Origin of the sequence: Aminobacterium sp. UBA4908 (genome assembly GCF_002398115.1) — a bacterium.
In the GTDB taxonomy this organism is placed as follows: Bacteria; Synergistota; Synergistia; order Synergistales; family Aminobacteriaceae; genus Aminobacterium; species Aminobacterium mobile.
On record NZ_DHCG01000002.1, the window covers coordinates 129,581 to 145,723 of the forward strand.

The following is a 16,143-nucleotide window of genomic DNA, read 5'->3' on the forward strand; positions in this document are numbered from 1 at the left end:
AAGAGAGACTATTAAGAAGCTGCTCTTCCTCAGTTTTCATCACTATTTCTCTCCAGCAAAGCAGATACAAAAAGCTTAGGCTCAAAACGACGTAGATCATCAACTCCTTCGCCCAGTCCCACGTACCGAATTGGAAGGCCTAAGTGATGGGCTATAGCTAGAATAATGCCTCCCTTTGCCGTGTTATCATATTTAGATAAGATGACGCCAGTTAAGTGAAGGGCTTCATGGAAAGCCTGTGCTTGTGCAAAGCCATTCTGTCCCATAACTGCGTCCAAGACGAGAAGAATCTCTATATTTTCTTGATCCACTTCCCGGGCTAAAACTCGTATAACTTTAGATAGTTCCTCCATAAGATTATGCTTCGAATGAAGACGACCAGCTGTATCCACTATCAGGAGATCTGACGAGGATGCCCGAGCTGCCAGTAACGCATCATACGCTACTGCAGCAGAATCACTCCCTTGTTGTTGGGCTATAACTCGACTTCCTGTTCGCTCTCCCCAAATTTTCAGCTGTTCTATAGCGCCTGCTCTAAAGGTATCTGCTGCTCCCAACACTACCTTTTTCTCTTGGCGCCGAAATTGTTCTGCTAATTTAGCAGCTGTCGTGGTCTTGCCACTTCCGTTTACGCCAACAAGCACTACTACTTTAGGCTTTACATCAAGAACAATTTCCTTCCCCATGCCTTCTATTTTTTCAAGATGGCTTGTAAGCATATCTATAAAATAATCTATTAATTGATCCGATGTCTTGAGCCCTTCTTTTTTTACTACTTTTTGAAGAGACTCTATGAGCTCTTCCGTCAAATCTAAACCTACATCCCCGGAAATGAGAAGTTCTTCCATTTGCTCCCAAAACTCATCATCGATAGAGGTTCCAGAAAAGAGAGAAATGAGCCCCCCACTCCAACGATTTTTTACTCCTTTAAGCCCATTCTTAAGTTTATCCCAAAGAAACATGATATCCCCCCTATCCTAAGCTATTCACCGTTGGGCCCTTCTTTTTCGCTAGAAGAGCTCTCGTTTTTGGAGTTTTTTCCCCTTCGAAAAGGACGCCGTCCTTTCTTCCGCACAGGCCTATTTCGTTTAGCTACGCTATTTTCAGTGCTCTGTTCCTCCGATCTTGTTCCTTCACGATCTGGAGTCGCTAACTTATTATTTTGGGGTTTCTTTTTACGTCGCCGCCGACGTTTTATTCCTCCTGATTTAGAAACAGCTCCCGTTCCCTTCCTATTGTCGCCTTTCTTTTCTTCCGATTCACGATAAGGCGGGCATGGAACATCTTCCAAATTTTCTAAGACAGAATGATCATTTTCTCCTTCAACTTTCAATATCCCAATTGACGAGACATCCGTTATGACTGTTGCCATAACATCGTTCTCAGAGAAAACAAGGGACTCGCCAGATTCGTCCTCTCCCAAGACAGGAAGGGCCGGTATACCGCTCTCACCAATGGTACTATCCCATACTTCCCCTCTCATTACCGTCTCTTTAAAAGCTTCAAAATTTCGGGCTAGAACTAGTATTTCCGTCCCCTCAGGAGTCTTAGCCCGAAAAGCCTCATGCTGCAAATCAACGCCAAGAATAACGTAGTTACCAGTAGGGGTCTTAATTTTCGAGCCTGGGTTTGGAAGGTCTTTCCAAATAGAACCATACGTCTCATGCTCATAGGCCATACAGCACATAAGACGCCCACAAATCCCTGATATTTTTGTAGGGTTCAGAGCTAAATTCTGTTCCTTTACCATTTTGATACAAATAGGATCAAATTTATGGAGCCAGTATCCACAGCAACATTCTTTACCACAGGGACCAAGCCCTCTTACTGTTTTGGCTTCGTCACGTACTCCTATCTGACGCAATTCGATTCTTGTTTTGAATTCACGGGCAAGATCTCGAACATAGGCCCTGAAATCTACTCGCTGCTCAGACGTAAAATAAAAGAAAAGTTTCTTTCGATCAAGAAGGTACTCGACATCTACAAGCTTCATAGGAAGATCGTGTTGCGAAAGAATCTCTCTGGCTTTTATAAGCACGAGCTCTTCCTCAACCCTCTGGTTCCGATCTATTTCTAAATCTTCAACTGTAACCATACGGACAAAAGTTATATTCTGAAGCATAGGCTCTCCGCCCTTAGGCTGGCCCTCTGAAGTATCTTCCGTACACGTGTTCCTATAACGATCTTCTTGTTCCAATGAGAGCGGCCCTCCAACAACGGCCAACTCAAGCCCTCGCATGGTTTCGGCAACTATACGGGATCCTCTTTCGGGAGAAGGGGTCTCAATCTCTACAAGTCCTAAATATCTAGGCTTACCGAAAATCGTCAAATATATGCTCAAACGCAAAACCCTCCTTGAGTACTAATACTATATAATCCAAAAGCATGGACTGAGAAAGACGCCCTGTCTGGCTTAAAAGACGAAGACGTTCAATAGGTTCTATAAGATGAAAATGCCCCTCTGCCAAAGCCCAAGAACCCCACCGACCAAGTTGCATTTCTAACTCTTCTACCGAAATTTTCCCGCTATTTCGAACCCAGGCAAACCAAGACTCTTCAGAGTTTGGCATGACTTCTTGTTCAGGCACTGATTCATGTATAGTTGAAAGGTTCCAGCACCGGCTTTTGAGTGTGGGTAGCAGCCCTTCTCCTTCATGTATAAAAAGAATGACAGCATAACTCGGAGGCTCCTCTACCACTTTTAACAAGCTGTTAGCTGCACCTAACGGAAGGGTATCAGCAGCAAAAACAACAGCTAAACGACGGGGGGAAGCCACGGGACGAAGGGTAAGCTCCTCTGTCAATTGCCGACAAGCCTCAATGCGAGGCGCTTTATCCGTTGTCCCAGCCAAAAGAAGGTCTGGATGGACGCCTTCATGCCAAGCTAAACATGCATCACATACTCCACAGTTACATCTCTTCTCACATAAAATCAAATGGGCAAGTTCGGTCGCCACCGTAAAATGATACTGTTGGGGTACACGTAAAGCCAAACTTTGAGGGAATCGGTTTGCCTCAAGAGCCCTTGATAGTTCTGCCCACATAATACTTGATATTATAAAAAAAGGGAGATGAGACATCCTTTAATCTCCTCCACTAATCGTAAAGCTCTCATACGATTTCCCTCTCTGCTTAAAACCGCAGAGAGCTCCTGTAAATCTGTTTCTGTTTTTTCCATCAAAACAAAAATATTTTTATCATATCGTCTCCAGCGAAGATCTTTCTTCAATCGTAGTCGACCAGTAGCCCGGCGAAGCAGTTCTTTAACAACAGTTCTGTAGGTGCTTAATAGCCTTTCCGCAGGGAAACGAGATAGCTGTTCCCCCAGCTTCTCTAAACGATCAAAAAGTTCCTGAATTTCTGCGTCTTCTAAAGATTCGTCAAAGCAAGGGAAAACTTCATCTGCCCGCCGTTCCACCTTATAGTGGCCTGTCAAAGATTTATCTATCCCTGTATCTAATTTCCTATCAGAACTCCTTCGTACTTTCACTGGTTCAGAAACACCTCCAGAGAGTTCCAAATCTGATTGGCAACATTTTCTAACGATTGCGTTCCATCAATGCGAACAATTCTTTTAGGATAGCGAAGAGCCAATTCTTCGTACCCACGGCATACACGCTCTAAAAAACTTTTTGTCCCTGACTCTATGCGATCAAGAGAACTTCTAGAAGACTCTATCCTAGCAAAAGCCATTTCCAGAGGAACATCCATCCATAACGTTAGGTCTGGCTCAGGAAATTCACACCAAGAAAAAAGAGTTTCTACTTTTTCTTCCGGAATACCTCTTCCCCAAATTTGATAAGCTCGCGTTGAATCTGAGTAACGCTCACATACAACTATATCTCCCCGTGAAAGAGCCGGTACTATTTCCTGCCTCACATGCTCGCAGCGGTCAATTACGAAAAGAAATAATTCGCTCAAGGGGTGATAAAAATCCTCTTCGAGTAAAAGAGAACGAATAAGCCCTCCTTGTGCCCATCCGCCAGGCTCTCGGGTCCAAAAAACATTTTTCCCCGTAGACGCTGCTATTTTCTCGTTCAAAATGGCGGCCTGAGTGCTTTTGCCACACCCATCGATGCCTTCCAGGGTAATAAACATTTCTAACCTTCTTCCTTTTCTACAGCCACTTCTTGCCCATCAGAAGGTTGAACCTGTATTATTTTCCTTAAGAGCCCTTCCACCACAGAATCAGTCTTAAAGATACGCATTGTTCCTTCATTAAGGCGCCTCTCCTTAACCTGGCTCAAAAGCTCCGTGTCTTCCTTGGTGGGTATCATATCCTCAGGACTATCAGGAATTTTTGCATAGTTTAGTTCTACTATAACCTCATTATTTGTTTCCAAAGAGCTCATTTCTTTCAACATTTGATCAAAATTATCTATAGTTTTCCAGCCCTGTACAATAGCATCCTCTTCAAGAGCCATTATATTTCCCCCTCGAACAACTATTTCTACGGGCCCAGAAGCATCTTGGGGTACTGTAAGCTCTAATTTCTTCTTCGACTGCTTACCTCGGTACGGCCTGAGGGTAACTTCTACAGGTACTTTCTGGCCGGGAACAAAGATTTCTCCATCTATTTTCAATCCCTCTATAAAAATAAGCTTCGGTTGGCGGGTAATTTCCACAGATAAATGGATTCCCATCGGAGAAATTTCCATAAAGGGATTCATGGCTATGTTTTTCATTAAATCTCTCACTTCTTGCAAGGCTTCATCAGCTACGTCAGTTTCGGAGAAATACATATTACTTCTCGTCCAGCCCTTATAAATTTCTTTCCCTTCTACCTGGAGAGAAATTCGGGCCGTCCCCTCCCCTACTCGCCCCCATAACCTGTCAATAAGTCCTGTGAAAAGGGTACTGGCAAGATCCATGCCAAGGAAAGGATCTTGTACGACATGGAAGCGTTTCATATCTCTTTCATTTCTATCTATATCTTTAAAGCGTAGGGATGCTTCAATGGACGGAGCAAAATATCCTAAGCGCCCCCCTATGGCCTCGGCACGATCTTGGGTTACTGTTCCGACAATATGAGAAAAACTCCCCACTTTAAAGGGAGACTCTAAGCTGGGTACTACATTATGGACTTTCACCTTCACAGCAGGGAACGCCACAGCCCCTCTCCCCAGAAAAGGGTGCCCAAAAGCAAGAAATCGACCATCCTTATCAACAGATGTGATGGTGCCAATGGAACCTATGGTAACATCGCCCCACGCTAACAAAACTCCTATGGCCTCTCCAGGCGCAAAGGTCCCTTTATAATCCACCAATTGCTCATTCCCGTTGAGGCCACCTGCCAAAAACACTTTTTCCCCCAGACGTTCCCCTACCCGATTCGCTATCCTCTGGCTTACTCCTCCTACCTGGAGAGGAAGAGCTCGTTTTTCACTACCTGAAGATAAATTCGTATTTTCTGCGTTTCCTTCTGTAGTCTCTTCCGTATTTTCATTTTCAACACTATTCTCTTCCGCAGTTTCCTCGTTGTTTTCTGCTTCCTCCTCTTCAACCCCTTTTTCTGCATCTTTTCCATCTTCCTTCAAGGATAGAGGCTGAGGAAAAGAGGGGGGGTCCTCCGGCCACGCCCAGATAGACTCCATATCTTTAATAGGAGTCACATATCCTATGTTGTGCTCACTAAAATTAAACCCGTAACCAATAGCTCCTATCAATTTCCCATTAATATAAACCGGACTTCCACTCATACCTGCGGCTATGCCACCTGTCTTCTCTATGACGTTACCGCTGACCCGAACCATAATAAGGTGGCGAGGCCGACTTTCCATTTGGGGGACAATGCTAACAATCTCCACGGGAAAAGAAACTACTTCTTCCCCACGTACAACCGTCAACGCTGTACCCTTCATACCCGGACGAAGTTCTTGTAAAGGAAGAATGGGAGTTTTTGGAGAAAAAGGAGCCGAAGCGGCTATCCCCGCAGTTGCATAAAAAACAATTAAAAAGGTTAGGATAGGAACGTATAAAATGTGCCAACTATATTTTCTCTCCATCGGAACCATCCTCCTCTTACTTATTTGCGGCTTTGTTTCTTCCAGCGTAGATAGGCCATAATGAAGTCTTCCAACTCCCCATCTAAAACTGCCTGGACATTTCCAGTCTCGCAGCCAGTTCTATGATCTTTAACTAATGTATATGGATGGAGCACATATGACCGAATTTGGCTTCCCCAGCTAATTTCCTTCTTTTCTCCTCCTATGGTTTCTAATTCATTGTGGCGTTCTTCAAGAGCCCGCTGATAAAGCCTGCTTTTTAAAATTTGCATGGCTACTGCTCGATTCATATGTTGAGAACGCTCATTTTGACAGCTGACCACAATTCCAGATGGGAAGTGAGTTATTCGCACTGCAGAATCGGTCATATTCACATATTGCCCACCAGCCCCGCTAGATCTGAATGTATCGATACGAATATCCTCAGGGCGAATCTCTATATCCACATCCTCTGGAAGCTCCGGAACCACATCTACTGAAGCAAAACTTGTATGTCGTCTCCCCGCTGAATCAAAAGGAGATATACGGACTAAACGATGTACCCCTTTTTCTGATTTTAAATACCCATAGGCATAGTTCCCTTCCACAAGCAGTGTAACGCTATTAATTCCAGCCTCCGCATCTTTCAACAAATCCAAGATTTTTATGTGGAAGTCCTTTTGTTCTATCCATCGAACATACATTCTATAAAGCATGTCGGCCCAATCCTGAGAATCAAGCCCTCCTGAACCAGCATGAATCGAAAGAATGGCATTACCATGGTCATAATCTTCGTTAAGAAGCTCCAAAAGTTGCATCCTTTCTATTTCTTTCTTCAAAGCCACCGACCGACTATCAAATTCACTCTGGAGTTCCTTGTCATCTCCCTCTCGTAACATCTCTTCCAATGTTTCTAAATCCTGAAACTCAGAGACGACCTGACTCCATGAGCCTAGTTTGTCTCGTATCCAAGACAATTGCTGGGTTATGCCTCGTGCCTCTCCACTCCCCCAAAAAGAAGGAGCAACTGTCTTTTTTTCAAGCTCTTGCAAACGAGATTCCAAAAAAACGAGGTCAAAGGCTTTCCTGCAGTTCTTCTTTAAGGGAACGCAGTTCCTCCAATACTGTAGAGTTCGGGATATTAACCATAAATAATGAGCCTCCTCATCAATATACAACCCTCAGTTTCTTATTCAAGTGTTTCATTATATCATCCAGAGCCCTTCTCTCATCGACCTAATAAGGGAAAACACAAATAATTCCGCTGTAAATTATTTGTGGTATCTCATAGCTTCATCGAATAATTTCGATTGAAATTTGTTATAATTTCTTTCGAAGAAAAGGAGGATTGACCATGCGATTAACTGAACTATCAAGAACAAGTGGGTGAGCTGCTAAAATAGGTCCGGCGGACCTGGAAAAAATACTACGAAATCTTCCTCCAGTTCATGATGAAAGGATCATTTCTACTTGGGCTTCTGGTGAAGATGCTGCTCTCTGGATTATAGATGAAAAACGACTCGGTATTCTCACTTTGGATTTTATCACGCCAATCGTAGATAATCCGAGAAAGTGGGGAGAAATAGCTGCATGTAACTCTATCAGTGATGTTTTTGCTATGGGAGGACATCCAATAGTAGCTTTGAACATAGTAGGATTCCCTGTAAAAAAACTCGATATAGAAATATTAAGGGAAATCTTAGAAGGTGGGTATTCTAAAGTAAGAGAAGCCGGTGCTTTTCTAGTGGGAGGACACAGCGTAGAAGACGAAGAACCTAAATATGGGCTCGCTGTATATGGAGAAGTGGCACGAGAGCACCCATGGCAAGTTGTAGGAGCTCAGCTTGGAGATCTTCTTATTCTTACAAAACCTGTTGGGACAGGAATTATAGCTACTGGCATTAAAGCTGACATGATTGAAGATCCTCAAGGCCCGTCAGAGGCCATTCGATGGATGTCAACCCTTAACAATGTTCCTATGATTCTTTCAGAAGACCAAAAAATAGCTATCCATGCCTGTACCGACGTCACAGGCTTTGGTCTGATCGGACATGCATTGGATATGCTTTCCCTGAAGAATCTTAATTTAGTTCTTGGACTTCACAATGTTCCTTTACTTCCAGGTGTAATAGAGCTGGCAGAGAGCGGGTTGATTCCAGCAGGAACATACAATAACCGCATTCAATACGAAGATATGGTTCATGGAATGCAGGCTTTCCCCGATGAGGAAGTAGATATCCTCTATGACGCTCAGACATCTGGTGGGTTTTTGTTGGCTGTGAGCCCTGACAAGGCAGAAGGGATAATACAATCTTTAAAAAATGCTGGTTTTGAAAGAAGTATATGTATAGGTAGATTCAAACCGGGAGAAGGTATGATTGAAATCGTTGATAATATTTAGTACAATAAAGTTATCCAAAGATCCCCTCACATATGCGAGGGGATCTTTTGAAGGGGCAACTCATGACAAATTCTCAAACATCTCATAATTATATTCTGTTAACACTTTCTCTTTCTCTCTTTTGCGCCATGCTTGGCGTAGGCGTCATTAGTCCTATTTTACCTATATATGCTTCCAAACTTGGCGCCAGTGGTATTGTTCTTGGCTTTGTTTTTGGAACCTTTTCTTTTGCCCGAACCGGAGGGATGCTCATCTCTGGTGAGTTAGCTGAGCGCTTTGATCGAAAACTCCTTCTTGGTGCAGGCCTATTGGTCTACTCTTTAGCATCTCTCGCTTACGTAAGAGCCGACAATACAGTAGCATTAGTAGCCATAAGGTTCTTTCACGGCTTAGGTTCCGCTTTTGTTATACCAATAGCTATGGCTATTGGCGCCGACATTGCTGAAGAGGGAAATGAAGGTCGTCTTTTTGGGACTTTGCAAGGAGCTCATTTTTTAGGAGTAGGCTTTGGTCCTCTCATCAGCGGCATACTCACCGATCGATGGGGATGGCAACTCCCTTTTTACTTCATGACAGTCCTAACAAGTCTTGCTCTGTTTATGGTTATACGGAAACTTCCTCACAGGATACCTACTCGAGCCCAAGCTACTGGTCAAACGATGTTCCCTGCTATAAAAGGAATGCTACGAAATTGGGCACTCCGAATTTGTTTTTACTATCAATTCTGTTTTGCCATGTGCCGGGGAACCATCCTTATGCTTATTCCTCTTCTAGCTCAAGGATACTCTCTATCTTTTTCCCAAATTGGGATAATACTTTCTCTTAACTCCATAGCAACTGGAGCTCTGCAGCGGTTTTTCGGCCCTCTTTCCGATACCATAGAACGACATCGTCTGATTGTATTTGGTGGCATTTTATCTGGAGTTGTTTTCCTGGTTATACCCTATTTCCGCAGCTTTTTAGGGCTTACAGTAGCCAGTATCATTTTCGGGGTCGGACACGCTCTTTCCTCTCCTTCTTTAGCTGCCATCACAGCAGAAAACAGCGCTGAATTCGGAAGTGGGAGAACTATGAGTATTTTTAATATTTTCTTTAGTCTGGGAATGATGACTGGCCCAATTCTTGACGGATTTGTAGTAGAGTCTGGGCTAAAAGTTAGTCCCTTTCATATTTTAAGTTTTATGATCTTTTCCGCTACAATTCCATTCCTCTTTTTCCCTAAAAAGACAGCTAGCGGTAAAGAATCTGCTGTTAACTAGAAATCCTGTGAGATAAAAGGGACAGACAGTCGAGACGGTGTAAAGAATCCGCTGTTAAGAGCTAATTAGATGTAGCGGAAGAAGCTGCTATATTCCATATAGACAGATATTGGTCATATAAAGAAATAATAAGATCTTCCTCTATAGTAGGTCGCTTAAGGAGAATAATTTGAGAAGATTTGATCTTTAGCAACGTATCTTGCATACATCGAGGTGTTTGTGCATCGTAAACTACTGGAATACCTTGTTTTATAATTTCCTCTACTTTTTGTTTGAAGCTATCCAAAGACTCTCCATTTTTCCAAAGAGTTACATTCTCCCCCGAAGGACGCAATATTTCACATCGGGCTGCCCGTAAAAGCTCCCCATATGAAGCTGAGAGGTCGTAGACTTTTTTACCTTGCAGTAATTGTCTCCCAAGAAGGACTGTGCTCTCTAAACGCCCCTGAAACTCCGCTAGTCGCCGTTGGTAGAAAAAATAATGCTCTGTGTCGAGGCTGGAAAAAACATTCAAAATTCGTTGAGCAATAAAGGGAAGCACTGAGGGATCGGCAAAATAGCTATCTAACTTCTCTCTAGGGAAAGGAAGATTTCGATAAAGAACATACAGATTCTTCCTTTTTTCAGATATTCCATATTTTTGAGCGTCTGAATAATCTAATACCAGTAAGGGGAGATCTTCTGACATTTTTTTTGGCGCCACTCTTTTTTCCAATCCATCTTCAGACCACACTACCATAGGATGGACTGTTACATATACGCCCCCCATAAAATTGGACATAACAGACAACCATGGAGATGATACCCACAAGTCCATAGCTAAAGCTCTGCAAGGGACGAGGAACAATAGGAGCAAAAAGGCAAAAAACAACCTCACTTTTCTCGTGGGGGAGAATTTTTCATTCACTTTGTTTTTCGCAAATAACCACATCATCTACGCCGTCAAGCTCTTCCACTCTTACTTCCACAATTTCATCAGAGGAAGTTGGAACCTTTTTACCACAAAAATCCGGGTGTATTGGCAGCTCACGATGTCCTCGGTCTATTAATACTGCAAGTTGCACAGAGGAAGGACGCCCAAGATCCATAAGAGCATCCAAAGCCGCCCGCACAGTCCGTCCCGTATAGATCACATCGTCTACTAAAATAAGATTCATGCCACTGACATCGAAAGGAATGGAAGTGCTATGGACCATAGGTTGCTCGTGAAGCAACGTTAAATCATCTCTATACAAGGTTATATCAAGTTCTCCTGTGGGAATTTTTACTTTTTCTTGCTGGAGTAACACATCCTGAAGTCGCTTAGCTAAATACACTCCGCGCCTTTGTATTCCGAGTAATGCTATCCCTTCTGTTCCCCTGTTCCACTCTATGATCTCATTGCCAATCCTCTTTAACACTCTTTTTATATCATCTTTGGTCATTATAATTGCTTTTTGCATAAGATCCATGGCCAATCTCCTTTTCCTCCCCCCCCTCTATACCCTCTCTTTTGAGGAGGGATATTTTGCTCAACCCCTGGGCAGCTGCTTGAATCTCCGCTAGTTTTCGCGAGTGCCCCGTTCCACATCCAAAGATAACTCCATCTATTTTTAAATGTACGGTGAACTTAGGTAAATGCGAAGGCCCTTCAGAGGAGGCCACTACATAGTCAGGATGTCCCATTCCTCTTTTTTGAGTTTCAACTTGCAGAAGAGATTTAGGATCCTGATTTTCTTCATAAGGATTAACAGTAGACTGGAAAAAAAGATATCTGCGTATTACTTTTTGTGCTACCTGAAATCCACCATCATAAAAAACAGCACCAAACACTGCCTCAACTGCATCGGCAATAATAGAAGAGTTAATGCCTTGATGTTCTATTCCTTTCCCCACCCGAATAAGTCGGGGTAATTCCATACTTTTCCCCCATATAAAAAGAGCTTTTTTTCGAACAAGATTTGAGCGAAATTGAGTTAACTTCCCCTCGTCAAGATCAGGATACTCACCATAGAGTTCTGCTGAAACCACAAGCTCTAACACAGCGTCTCCTAAAAATTCAAGACGCTCATTATAATAAGGGAGGCCCTCTTCATAAGCATAAGAAGCGTGGGTGAGGGCCTCTTCTAAAAGTTCTCTTCTTAAAAAAGAGTATCCTAATTTTTCCTGAAAAGAGAGAAGACTCTGATTCCACCATTGTTCTTTTTCAGGACTATTCTTCACAGGACCTCTTACCTCTCGTACTTCTGGACAGCAACAACAGCATTGTGCCCACCAAAACCAAAACTGTTGACGAGCACTCGAGAAACTGGTTTATGCACCGCTTGAGGCCCTACCACATGAATATCACATTCCGGATCTGGCGTTTCATAGTTAACAGTAGGATGGACAACGTTCTCTACAATAGATTGAATTGCAGCTATCGTCTCAAGAGCTCCAGCGGCACCGAGACAGTGTCCAATCATAGATTTTGTAGAGTTAACCAAAATCTTGGGTGTATATTCTCCAAAGACGGTACGAATCGCCATAGATTCCATTTTATCGTTTAGACCGGTAGAGGTTCCATGAGCGTTAATATATTCCACATCTTCTGGAAGCCATTTTGCCTGACTTATTGCTTGGCGCATCGCTCGTACGGCTCCTTCGCCTTTTGGATCTGGCGCTGTAATGTGGCTAGCGTCACACGTAGATCCATATCCCACAACTTCGCCATATATATGGGCTCCACGACGAAGAGCATGGTCCAGTTCTTCCAGCACGAGAACGCCCGCACCCTCGCCCATTACGAAGCCATCTCGGTCCAGATCGAAAGGACGAGATGCTCGCTGAGGCTCATCATTGCGGGTCGAAAGAGCTTTCATAGCAGCAAAGCCAGCTATGCTGATAGAACGAAGAGCAGCTTCCGTGCCCCCAGCTAAAATAACATCTGCGTCATCTCGCTGTATGGCGTAATAAGCTTCTCCTATACTATTGGTTCCTGTAGCACATGCTGTGACAACGCATAGATTGGGCCCCTTTGCGCCGTACCGAATAGCTACGTAAGCCGTAGACATATTGCTGATCATCATAGGAATGAAAAAGGGGCTTACTCGCCTTGGGCCCTTTTCAATAAGGGTCTGAAAATTATTAAAAGTCGTCTCTATGCCGCCTTGTCCAGTTCCAATATAAACACCAAATTTATTAGAATCCAGGCTTTTTACATCCAGATGGGCATCCTCAAGAGCCATATCTGAAGCAGCTACAGCAAAATGGATCACCCGATCGGAGCGTTTTACCTCTTTATTGTCAAGCCAATGAGTTGGGTCAAAGTCTCTGACCTCAGCTCCGAAAGTTACAGGAAGGTCAGAGGCATCAAAGGTCGTTAAAGGACCGACGCCATTTCGTCCTTCTTCAAGAGCTTTCCAGAAATCTACTCTTCCATTCGCGATTGGGCTCACTACTCCAAGCCCTGTAATAACTACCCTTCTCAAATCACGTCACTCCTCACCGTTCAGGGATAGGGCACCGCGATGTTGCAATAGGCCGGGGGATCTATATTCCTCCGGCCCAGAAATGCCTTTATTCCAAATTACTCTTCTACTCCAAGCTTTTCGAGGGTATACTTCATAGCTTCCCCTACGGAAGTGAGCTTCTCAGCATCCTCGTCAGGTATTTCAATATCAAATTCTTCTTCAATACCCATAATGAGCTCAACGATGTCAAGAGAATCAGCACCAAGATCCTCCACGAAGGAAGCCTCGAGAACAATCTGGCCATCTTCAACATCAAGTCTGTCCATAATAATTTCTTTTAAGCGAGCAACAACTTCTTCTTTCTTCATTCTCCTTCACCCCCTTCCACTACTCTTCTTAACACATGGTCATTCCGCCATCTACGGCAATAACTTGACCAGTTACATATGCAGAATCATCTGAAGCTAGAAAAGCCACAACTCTGGCCACATCATCAGGAGTCCCTGCCCGACCAAGAGGAATCTGAGCCAGCATAGACTGTTTAATCTCATCTTTCAAGACCGAAGTCATATCAGATTCAATAAATCCAGGAGCAATGGCATTTGCAGTGATCCCTCTAGCGCCATACTCTCTGGCAACAGCTTTCGTGAAACCTACAATACCCGCTTTAGAAGCACAGTAATTAGACTGTCCTGGATTGCCAATGAGCCCCACCACTGATGAGATGTTAATAATCCTTCCCCATCGTGCTTTTACCATCTTCTTAATAGCTTGCTTTGTACAATAAAAAACTGATGTCAGGTTAGCAGCTATAACGTCTTGCCATTCTTCATCTTTCATTCTCATGAGGAGGTTGTCTCGAGTAATACCTGCATTATTAACCAAAATGTCTACCGCCCCGAGATTCCCCTCTATCTGCACAAACATCTCTGCTACCTGCTCCGGATTCGTTACATCACATTGTACAGCGAAAGCATCTACTCCCAAATGTTGCATCATATCGCACACATCCATAGCACTTGTGCCGCTCTTGTTATAGCTAATAGCCACATGATATCCGCGGGCAGCAAGTTCCAGCGCAATATGTTTGCCTATTCCTCTCCCCCCACCAGTGACGAGAGCAACTCGACCCATACCCATCACTCTACCACCTCCTTAAAAAGAGAAGTGATGGTCTTTATATCTTCTTCTGTAGCTACAGAATAGGTTTTAGACCCTTTTTGGCAGCGCTTGATAAGACCGGCTAGAACCGTTCCCGGTCCGAGTTCGAAATAAGTATCAACTCCTTGAGATGCCATATATTCAACAGATTTTGCCCATAAAACAGGCATATATGTCTGATGGAACAATGCATTCTGCACTTCCCGCACAGTGGAAACAGGTTGTGCGGAAACATTAGCCACAACAGGCCACTGGGGGGCTTCCCATTGGCAGCCGTTAAAAGCCTCTTTCAATTTATTTGCCACTGGCCTCATCATTTTGCTGTGGAAAGGAGCACTCACTTTCAACATCACTGCCTTACGAGCACCTCTTTCCTTCGCTTCCTCAACCGCTTTTTCCACAAAGGCCGTTGCTCCAGAAATAACAACCTGCCCTGGGGAATTATAATTTGCAGCCTGGCATTCTCCATGAGGAGCGATAGTTTTACACAGATCTTCTACTATATCTGACTCTAAACCAAGCAAGGCAGCCATCGCTCCTTCTCCCTCCGGAACCGCCTCTTGCATAAGAGAACCTCGGAGATGGACAAGACGAACTCCATCCTCTAAAGATAGAGCTCCTGCCACAACAAGAGCTGTATACTCTCCCAAACTATGGCCCGCTATATAGGCTGGAGAAAAGTGCAACCCAAATTCTTGAGAAAGAATCTCATAGACTGCCACACTTACTGTCAAAATAGCTGGCTGAGTATAAGCTGTCAGTGTCAACTTCTCTTCAGGTCCGTCAAATATCAACTGGCTTAAATGAAATCCCAAAGAACTATCAGCCCTTTGAAAGATTTCTCTTGCTATTGGGAACATATCGAAAAGGGATTTCCCCATACCAACTTCCTGCGCTCCCTGACCTGGGAAAACCAATGCATATTTCAATATACGGTCACCTCGACTCTCTAGCTCTCAAAACGGGGTAATCGAGTAATAACATCAGCTGCCTCTGCGAACATATTCTGCAAAATTTCGGCAGCTGGCCTCACATCATGAATAAGGGCTGAACTTTGGCCAGCCATCAGAGATCCCCACTCTATATCTCCATCTACCACTGCGGCGCGAAGTCGCCCTGTTCCCAGCTTTTCTATATCTTCAACCGAAGCTCCGCTTGTTTCTAGTTCTTCAAACCGAGCTGTCAATTTATTGCGCAAGCAACGAACTGGATGTCCCGTGCTACGTCCGGTAACCACATTGCTACGATCTCTTGCATTGATAATTGCTTGTTTGTAGTTTTGATGGACCGTACACTCAGTGCAACACACCATACGAGTCCCTATCTGAATTCCTTCTGCTCCAAGACAAAAAGCCGCACCTATCCCTCTCCCGTCTGCAATTCCACCAGCCGCAATAACGGGAAGTTGCACAGCATCCACAATTTGTGGGACAAGCACCATAGTCGTTAAATCACCAATATGGCCACCTGCCTCTGTCCCTTCTGCCACTACAGCATCTGCACCTTGCTTTTCTACCCTTTTAGCCTGAGCTACTGAAGCAATAACCGGTATAATTACAGTTCCCATGGGTTTAAGCTTTTCTATTACCTTACCTGGACTTCCAGCCCCTGTAGTGACTATAGGAACCTTATGTTTAGCTGCTAATTCTACTGCGTCATCAGCCGTAGGAGACATCAGCATAATATTAAGGCCGAAAGGCTTATCAGTTAACGTCTTTATTCTCTGGAGCTCTTGATCTAGTATCTCAGGAGGCATATTGGCTGCCCCTATAAGTCCCAAGCCACCAGCATTACTCACCGCTGCGGCAAGGGTAGAATTTGCAACCCATGCCATTCCCCCCTGAATAAGAGGATATTTGGTGCCGAGAAGTTGAGTTACTCTGTTATTCCAAACCAAAATATGTTCA

17 protein-coding genes are annotated in these 16,143 nt (G+C 43.9%); 2 read left to right on the top strand and 15 right to left on the bottom strand.

What is annotated here, in order from left to right; translation table 11 throughout:
• Nucleotides 1-29 precede the first annotated feature (29 nt).
• The 7 genes from ftsY to prfB form a co-directional block, all read right to left on the bottom strand.
• Nucleotides 30-962 carry a signal recognition particle-docking protein FtsY gene (ftsY, locus tag B4J50_RS01470; protein ID WP_024822160.1) on the bottom strand — a complete coding sequence of 311 codons (933 nt, stop codon included), beginning with the start codon at nucleotides 960-962 and terminating at the stop codon, nucleotides 30-32.
• A gap of 20 nt (nucleotides 963-982) precedes the next feature.
• Nucleotides 983-2,341 (bottom strand): PSP1 domain-containing protein, encoded by a 1,359-nt coding sequence (locus B4J50_RS01475; protein WP_286847645.1) that lies wholly within the window; start codon nucleotides 2,339-2,341, stop codon nucleotides 983-985.
• The gene (locus tag B4J50_RS01480; protein WP_024822158.1) at nucleotides 2,313-3,080 is read right to left on the bottom strand and encodes a hypothetical protein; all 768 of its coding nucleotides are present in this window, start codon (nucleotides 3,078-3,080) and stop codon (nucleotides 2,313-2,315) included. Before B4J50_RS01480 ends, B4J50_RS01475 begins: the two co-directional genes overlap by 29 nt.
• Nucleotides 3,056-3,490: a DUF327 family protein gene (locus tag B4J50_RS01485; RefSeq protein WP_286847646.1), complete on the bottom strand. Its 435-nt coding sequence runs from the start codon at nucleotides 3,488-3,490 to the stop codon at nucleotides 3,056-3,058. Before B4J50_RS01485 ends, B4J50_RS01480 begins: the two co-directional genes overlap by 25 nt.
• Nucleotides 3,487-4,098, bottom strand: coding sequence for a dTMP kinase (gene tmk, locus B4J50_RS01490; protein WP_286847647.1), 612 nt, complete (start codon nucleotides 4,096-4,098; stop codon nucleotides 3,487-3,489). Before tmk ends, B4J50_RS01485 begins: the two co-directional genes overlap by 4 nt.
• Before the next feature lie 2 nt (nucleotides 4,099-4,100).
• Nucleotides 4,101-6,005, bottom strand: coding sequence for a SpoIVB peptidase S55 domain-containing protein (locus tag B4J50_RS01495; RefSeq protein WP_286847648.1), 1,905 nt, complete (start codon nucleotides 6,003-6,005; stop codon nucleotides 4,101-4,103).
• Nucleotides 6,006-6,025: 20 nt separating this feature from the next.
• Nucleotides 6,026-7,133 (bottom strand): peptide chain release factor 2 gene (gene prfB, locus B4J50_RS01500; protein ID WP_211235519.1). Its coding sequence is split into 2 segments (ribosomal slippage): nucleotides 6,026-7,060 and nucleotides 7,062-7,133, totalling 1,107 coding nucleotides; the frame shifts between segments, so codons are not numbered across the junction.
• Nucleotides 7,134-7,338: 205 nt separating this feature from the next.
• On the opposite strand from prfB, the gene selD reads away from it, so the two are divergent.
• On the top strand, nucleotides 7,339-8,385 hold the full coding sequence (gene selD, locus B4J50_RS01505; RefSeq protein WP_084043884.1) for a selenide, water dikinase SelD: 1,047 nt from the start codon (nucleotides 7,339-7,341) through the stop codon (nucleotides 8,383-8,385).
• Nucleotides 8,386-8,447: 62 nt separating this feature from the next.
• Complete coding sequence (locus B4J50_RS01510) at nucleotides 8,448-9,644, top strand: MFS transporter (protein ID WP_024822153.1); 1,197 nt, start codon at nucleotides 8,448-8,450, stop codon at nucleotides 9,642-9,644.
• Nucleotides 9,645-9,705: 61 nt separating this feature from the next.
• Here the strand turns inward: B4J50_RS01510 and B4J50_RS01515 are convergent, their stop codons facing one another.
• From B4J50_RS01515 to fabK, 8 genes are all read right to left on the bottom strand, one after another.
• A complete protein-coding gene (locus B4J50_RS01515) occupies nucleotides 9,706-10,500 on the bottom strand; it encodes a hypothetical protein (RefSeq protein ID WP_286953887.1) in 795 nt (264 codons plus the stop codon).
• Between the two features lie 43 nt (nucleotides 10,501-10,543).
• Nucleotides 10,544-11,095, bottom strand: a complete 552-nt coding sequence (pyrR, locus tag B4J50_RS01520) for a bifunctional pyr operon transcriptional regulator/uracil phosphoribosyltransferase PyrR (protein WP_034326657.1) — start codon at nucleotides 11,093-11,095, stop codon at nucleotides 10,544-10,546.
• Complete coding sequence (rnc, locus tag B4J50_RS01525; RefSeq protein ID WP_286847650.1) at nucleotides 11,055-11,846, bottom strand: ribonuclease III; 792 nt, start codon at nucleotides 11,844-11,846, stop codon at nucleotides 11,055-11,057. The genes pyrR and rnc overlap by 41 nt, the downstream gene beginning before the upstream one ends.
• Before the next feature lie 8 nt (nucleotides 11,847-11,854).
• Nucleotides 11,855-13,093, bottom strand: coding sequence for a beta-ketoacyl-ACP synthase II (fabF, locus tag B4J50_RS01530; RefSeq protein ID WP_024822150.1), 1,239 nt, complete (start codon nucleotides 13,091-13,093; stop codon nucleotides 11,855-11,857).
• A 98-nt stretch (nucleotides 13,094-13,191) separates the two neighbouring features.
• Nucleotides 13,192-13,443, bottom strand: a complete 252-nt coding sequence (gene acpP / locus B4J50_RS01535; protein ID WP_024822149.1) for an acyl carrier protein — start codon at nucleotides 13,441-13,443, stop codon at nucleotides 13,192-13,194.
• A gap of 28 nt (nucleotides 13,444-13,471) precedes the next feature.
• Nucleotides 13,472-14,209 (bottom strand): 3-oxoacyl-[acyl-carrier-protein] reductase, encoded by a 738-nt coding sequence (gene fabG, locus B4J50_RS01540; RefSeq protein ID WP_286847681.1) that lies wholly within the window; start codon nucleotides 14,207-14,209, stop codon nucleotides 13,472-13,474.
• A gap of 5 nt (nucleotides 14,210-14,214) precedes the next feature.
• Nucleotides 14,215-15,165 (bottom strand): ACP S-malonyltransferase, encoded by a 951-nt coding sequence (gene fabD / locus B4J50_RS01545; RefSeq protein WP_286847651.1) that lies wholly within the window; start codon nucleotides 15,163-15,165, stop codon nucleotides 14,215-14,217.
• Nucleotides 15,166-15,185: 20 nt separating this feature from the next.
• Complete coding sequence (gene fabK / locus B4J50_RS01550; RefSeq protein WP_024822146.1) at nucleotides 15,186-16,133, bottom strand: enoyl-[acyl-carrier-protein] reductase FabK; 948 nt, start codon at nucleotides 16,131-16,133, stop codon at nucleotides 15,186-15,188.
• Nucleotides 16,134-16,143 lie beyond the last annotated feature (10 nt).